Source organism: Burkholderia sp. HAN2018, assembly GCF_024704855.1.
Classification (GTDB): Bacteria; Pseudomonadota; Gammaproteobacteria; order Burkholderiales; family Burkholderiaceae; genus Burkholderia; species Burkholderia cepacia.
In genome coordinates this window covers 1-3,502 of record NZ_QOBB01000398.1, presented here as the reverse complement: position 1 = coordinate 3,502, position 3,502 = coordinate 1, and the positions used below count along the sequence as shown (strand labels likewise).

General features: G+C 69.5%; 3 protein-coding genes. All 3 read right to left on the bottom strand.

The window, feature by feature from the left end; translation table 11 throughout:
- A partial coding sequence (locus DPV74_RS40040) for a TolC family protein (protein WP_374709019.1) occupies positions 1-866 on the bottom strand: 866 nt, incomplete at its 3' end.
- Positions 867-913: 47 nt separating this feature from the next.
- Positions 914-1,864, bottom strand: a complete 951-nt coding sequence (locus tag DPV74_RS40035) for a glycosyltransferase family 2 protein (protein ID WP_060173708.1) — start codon at positions 1,862-1,864, stop codon at positions 914-916.
- Positions 1,865-1,874: 10 nt separating this feature from the next.
- The gene (locus DPV74_RS40030) at positions 1,875-3,476 is read right to left on the bottom strand and encodes a DHA2 family efflux MFS transporter permease subunit (RefSeq protein WP_119339195.1); all 1,602 of its coding nucleotides are present in this window, start codon (positions 3,474-3,476) and stop codon (positions 1,875-1,877) included.
- Positions 3,477-3,502 lie beyond the last annotated feature (26 nt).

The following is a 3,502-nucleotide window of genomic DNA, read 5'->3' as shown; positions in this document are numbered from 1 at the left end:
AGCGCGCCGCCGGCAAATGCGCCGACGCGCGGCCGCTGCAGCGCGAGCCCGCGCTCCGGGCCGCGGCCCGACAGCACGCCGAGCTGCAGTTGCGCGAGCTTGATCTGCTCGTCGTTCTGCGCGATCTGCGCGAGCAGCTTGCTGCGCTTGATCGCGGCATCGCTCGCGTCGTACGCGTTGTCGAGCCCGCGCGCGGTGCGCTCGCGCAGCACGGTCGTCACGCGCTGGCTCACCTTCAGCTTCTGCTGCAGCAGTTCCTGCATCGCATAGGCCTGGTCGAGCTGGCAGTACACGGTGACGATCGCGACCGCCAGCGTGAGCCGCACCTGCTCGGCCTCGACCCGCGCCGCTTCACGCAGCGACATCAGGCTCTTCGTCGCGGCGCGGTTCTTGCCCCACAGGTCGAGCTGGTAATTGAGCCCGACGAACACCGACGACGGCGATACGTTCGGATCGCCGAAAATCTCGACCGGCACGCGATAGCCGCCGACCGACACGTTGGCGACGTCGTCGCCCGGCTTCGGCATCCGCGCGCGGCTGACCGTTGCGCCGGCCGTGCCCGTCAGCCCCGTCAACGAATCGAACTGCTGAAGCTGCGCCTGCGCGATCCGCAGCCGCGCCTGCGCAACCTGCAGGTCGGGGTTGTTCTGCGATGCCTCGGCGACCAGCGCGTCGAGCTGCGGATCCTGCAACTGCTTCACCCAGTCGGGCGCGGGCCACGCGCCGTTCACGCCGGGGCCGGCCGTCTGCGCGAGCGCATCGTCGGCCGGCGCGTGCAACGACAGCGACGGCAGGAAGCCCGTCGGTACGCATCCGCCCAGTGCCAGCGACATCGCCGCGGCAACGATCACCGTGCCGCCCTTCATGCGATGCGCCCAACCCGCTGCTTGTTTCACACGCCGCATCTCGCTCCTCATCCCTGCTGAATGCGCCGCTCGACGCGCCGCGCCCGCTCGGCCAGCCGCGGCCGCGTGCGCTCGAGCGGGCCGAGCCGACCGAACAGGCCGTCCGCGATGCCGAACAGGATGCCGGCGAGCTTCGCGCGCTTGTCGCGTTCGACGAGCGCGATCTGCACGACCTGCCACACGGTCAGCAGGTTCGGCACGATCGCCACCGGAAAGCGCAGCCCGTACTGCATCCCGAGCTGCACCGCATTGCGTGCGCTGTAGTAGCGCCGTTGCCACGAGTGATTCATCGACGTCATTTCGAACGGGCCGATCGCGTGACGCTGCTTCGCGCCGATCCGGTGCGGCAGCACCAGCGACGGCACGACATAAAGCGGCACGTTGCGCGCCAGCGCGCGAAAGCTGTACTCGGTGTCGACATGATCGATGAACAGCGTCTCGTCGAAGCGGCCGAGCACGTCGAACGCATCGCGCGACACGACGCAGCCCGACGAGATCAGGAACGCGCAACGCTGCAGCGGCGCGCCCGGCTCGATGCGCAAGCGGCGCAGCCCGATCCCGTTGGTCGAGAGTTCGGGCAGGAAACTGCGCGCGTTCTCGTCGAAAATGCGCGGGCCGGCCAGGAACGCGCGCCCCGCGAGCCCGGCGCAGACGTCGCGCATCGCGGGGAAATACGCGGCGGGCACGGACGAATCCTGGTCGAACAGCGCGACGGCATCGACGCGGTCGCGAAACAGCGCCGCGAGGCCCGCGTTGTACGCGCCGGCAATGCCGCCGCGATTGCCGTGATGCAGCAGCGCGATGCCCTCGCGCGCGCACAGCTCGCGGGCCCGCGCATCGGGCTGCGGCGTGTTGTCGACGACGAGCAGCGCATCGCACGCGTGCCGCCAGGTGCCGAGCGCGTCGAGCTGCGCGTCGCTCGGGTGATACAGGATCACGAGTGCGCCGAGTGTCGTCATGTTCCTCTCCTCAATGCCCGAACGACGCGGCCGCGCCACGCTTCGGCCGCGTCAGCCACATCATCGCCGCGAGTGCGAGACACGTCATGCTCGCCATCCAGAACATGTCGTTGGTCGCCATCATGTAGGCCTGCTGCATCACGACCTGGTGCAGCGTCGTCAGCTCGCGCACGCCGTCCACGCCCATCGCGTTCAGCGTGTGCACGAAGCGCTGCGTATTCGCCGATGCGTGCGTGACGGATTGCGACACGACGTCGTAGTGATAGGTCGCGCGGTTGTCCCACAGCGTCACGCTCATCGCGGTGCCGAACGCGGCCGACAGCGTGCGCAGGAAGTTCGACAGGCTCGACGCGGCGGCGAGCCGGTCGTCCGGAATGCGCGACAGCGTCGCGGCCGTCAGCGGAATGAAGAAGCACGGCAGCCCGATCCCCTGGATCAGCCCCGGCGCGGCGATCTGCGCGAACGTCATCTTCAGCGTGAAATGCGCATCCCACGCGAGCACGGCCGCGAACACGAGGAAGCCGAAGGTCGCGAGCACGCGCGCGTCGAAGCGATGCGCATGCAGCCCGACGAGGATCGAGAACACCAGCGCGAGCACGCCGAGCGACGCCGTCGCGAGCCCCGCGTGAAACGCGTTGTAGCCCATCACGGCCTGCATCCACAGCGGAAACACGACGCCGACCACCGAGAAGCTCATCATCCCGAGCGAGATGATCAGCACGCAGAACGAGAACGTGCGATCGCGGAACAGGCTCAGGTCGACGACGGGATGCGCCTCGCCCGCTTCCCAGATCAGCAGCGACACGATCGCGAGCCCTGCGACCACCGCCAGCGTGACGATCAGCGGCGACCCGAACCAGCCGCGATCATGGCCGAGATCGAGCATCGCCTGCAGCGAGCCGACGCCGATCACGAGCAGCACGATGCCCGGCACGTCGATCGGGCCGGCCGTGCCGCGTTGCGCGTCGGGGCGCAGCATCGCGGTGCAGACCGCGAACGAGAACAGCCCGATCGGCAGGTTGATCAGGAAGATCCACGGCCACGAGAAGTTGTCGACGATCCAGCCGCCGACCACCGGCCCGAAGATCGGCGCGAGCAGCACCGTCATCGCCCACAGCGCGAGCGCGATCGTGCGCTTGTCCGGCGGGAACGTGCGCAGCAGGATCGTCTGCGACAGCGGCACCATCGGCCCCGAGCACAGCCCCTGCAGCGCGCGGCAGATCACGAGCACGTGCAGGTCGCGCGCGAGCCCGCACAGCAGCGACGTCAGCGTGAACAGCAGCACCGCGCCGACGAACAGCCGCAGTTCGCCGACGCGGCGCGCGAGCCAGCCCGTCAGCGGCACCGCGATCGCGGCCGCGACCGAATACGAACTGATCACCCACGTGCCCTGGCTGTTCGATACGCCGAGACTGCCGGAGATCGCCGGCACCGCGACGTTCGTCACGGTCGAGTCGAGCACCTCGATGAAGGTCGCGAGCGACAGCGCGAACGTCAGCAGCGCGAGCCGGATGCCGCGCACCGGTTGCGCGGCCGGTTCCGGCGCCGGGGCCGGCGCATCGAACGCAGACGCCGCGACGGGCCCGTCGTGAAGCGGCGACGCGGTGCTCATGCGCCGGCCACCGCGGCTTCGGGCCG